Raw genomic sequence first — 2,445 nt, forward strand, 5'->3', positions numbered from 1 at the left:
AATAGCGAGAGTAAAAAAGCCCATGTTAGGTTAATTCCTAACATGGGCTTTTTTGTTTTATTTAATGCGTAAGTTAATACCTTAAATACGTTAATAGAGTAGGGTGTATTTATAATTAATATTTTGGGTATGCTTGTTTAGGCTACGCGAATATAATGCGAGATAACCGTATAAAAAATAATAACCCTTCTGCTTTGCTTGTTTTGAGCAAGGCATCATTAAATAAATATTGAGATTTAAACCATGGCACCAGGAACCAGCCTAAGCGTACTTGAAATAAGTGCGATATTTTTATCAATTACCGCGTTACTCACCTATGTAAACCATCGCTTTATTGGCTTGCCAACAACCATTGGCGTTATGGTTATTTCGATGCTTTTATCTATCGGCGCTATATTTTTGGGCTTTTTAGGGTTTGATGATCTTATAGATTACGAAGTGAGCTTGCTCGATCAGTTAGATTTTACTGAAGTTTTGCTTGATGGCATGCTCTCTATGCTGCTTTTTGCTGGGGCGCTACATGTAAATGTTAGCGATTTAAGGCGCTATAAATTGCCAATAGGTATTTTGGCCTGTGTTGGTACGTTGTTATCTACGGTTATTATTGCAGGCGCGCTTTATTTAGTACTTCCTTTGCTTGGTTTTGATTTAGCGTTTATTTGGTGTTTACTGTTTGGCGCATTAATTTCGCCGACCGATCCGATTGCGGTAATGGGTATTTTACAATCTGCGGGTGCGCCTAAAAGTATTGAAACCGTGATTGCGGGTGAATCGTTGTTTAACGATGGTATAGGCGTGGTTATTTTTGTGCTTTTATTGGGTGTTTTATCAAGTGGTGATATTCCTACAACCTATTATGTAGCGCACACGCTGGCGGTTGAAGCGGGTGGTGGTATTGTTTTTGGTTTGGTATTAGGTGGTATTTTATATTACTTACTTAAAAGTATTGATAGTTACCAAGAAGAAGTACTCCTTACTTTAGCGGGCGTTATTGGTGGTTATGCACTTGCAAGCCATTGGCATTTGTCGGGCCCACTTGCAATGGTAATGATGGGGTTAATGGTGGGCAATCATGGTCGTAGTATGGCTATGAGCGACAAAACACGCCATTACGTTGATTTATTTTGGGAGCTGATTGACGAAATTTTAAATGCCATTTTATTTGTACTCATAGGGCTTGAAGTCGTCATGATTGCATTTTCGAGTAATTTGTTTATTGCTGGTGGCTTAACAATTTTAATAGCGTTACTCGCACGTTTAATTGTTGTGGGTATAACAACCACTACATTTAACAAGCAATTAGAGTTGCCATCTGGTGCATGGAAAGTTTTAACCTGGGGTGGCTTGCGTGGTGGTATTTCGGTTGCACTGGTATTGCAACTACCTGATGGGAACGAGCGCGATATTTTATTAGCTCTTACTTATGCGGTTGTGGTGTTTTCTATTTTAATTCAGGGTTTGAGTATTGGTAAAGTAGCCAAAACTATCCGTTAAATATAAATTGGTTAGATCAAACCTGTTAAATGTAATTTTTTAAAAAGCGTGTGAAATAGCTGTATTTCACACGCTTTTTATTTTTCTTATAAAAAAAGGGTAATTAAAACGTAAAGCTGAGCTGTACACCGCTGTAAATATGTTCTTGTGCTTCCCAGTAGTCGCCATCTATTTGGCGTGCTCGAGTAAATACTTCTATTTTAAATGGCTTAAAGTGATAACCCGCACCTATACCTGCGTAACCGTCTATGTCGTTGTTCGATTTTTCTATTTGGTAGGTGTTATCGCCTCTATCGTTTTTAAAGGCGAGTTCGAACAGATCTAAGCCAAGCTCGGCGTATATAAAAAAGTCATTAAAATAACCAAGCTTCATGCCGTTGTCCCACGTTATAAATTCTTCTTGCTCGCCTTGTTTATTATCGATTACTGCCGCGCCAATTGCGCTTGTAAAAACAACAACAAAGTTACTGTAATTTTGTTTGACCATCATTTCTACACCCGCAGATGTAATGCTGCTATCGCCATTAAATTCTGATTTTATAAACATACCGGTGTTAGGCATGTCATTACCGAGCAAAAGCCTTGCGTTAGCATTTTGGCTAAATGATAAAAGCGTGCTTAATAAAACAAAAAGAGGAAGTGTGTGTTTCAAAAAAGTTAATCCATTAATGATGAAAAGTTACCAGAGGCATAATTATAAATACATGACTTAGTATTGCATGTAATTAAATGTATAAATTTGTTTGATTGTTACTCAGCTATGCCAAAGCAAGGTGCTTAAAATAAAACCGACTAAATAAAAGCATAAATAATTATATGTATTTTAAAATGCAAAGTAGCGATTTTAGGCACGTAATATGGTGTGTAAGTTGTTTAAATATATAGAAAAAATTTAAACGTATTAGACTAAGGTCTATAGGTTAATTTTTCTCACTTATTAGGTTTGTTTTA

General features: G+C 36.6%; 2 protein-coding genes. One reads left to right on the forward strand and one right to left on the reverse strand.

The window, feature by feature from the left end; translation table 11 throughout:
- Nucleotides 1–243 precede the first annotated feature (243 nt).
- Nucleotides 244–1,494, forward strand: coding sequence for a sodium:proton antiporter (locus GQR39_RS19895; RefSeq protein WP_024590868.1), 1,251 nt, complete (start codon nt 244–246; stop codon nt 1,492–1,494).
- Nucleotides 1,495–1,597: 103 nt separating this feature from the next.
- On the opposite strand, the gene GQR39_RS19900 is transcribed toward GQR39_RS19895, so the two are convergent.
- Nucleotides 1,598–2,146 carry a hypothetical protein gene (locus tag GQR39_RS19900; protein WP_165736419.1) on the reverse strand — a complete coding sequence of 183 codons (549 nt, stop codon included), beginning with the start codon at nt 2,144–2,146 and terminating at the stop codon, nt 1,598–1,600.
- Nucleotides 2,147–2,445: the final 299 nt, after the last annotated feature.

Source organism: Pseudoalteromonas sp. C8 (genome assembly GCF_011378685.1).
Taxonomy (GTDB): domain Bacteria; phylum Pseudomonadota; class Gammaproteobacteria; order Enterobacterales; family Alteromonadaceae; genus Pseudoalteromonas; species Pseudoalteromonas arctica.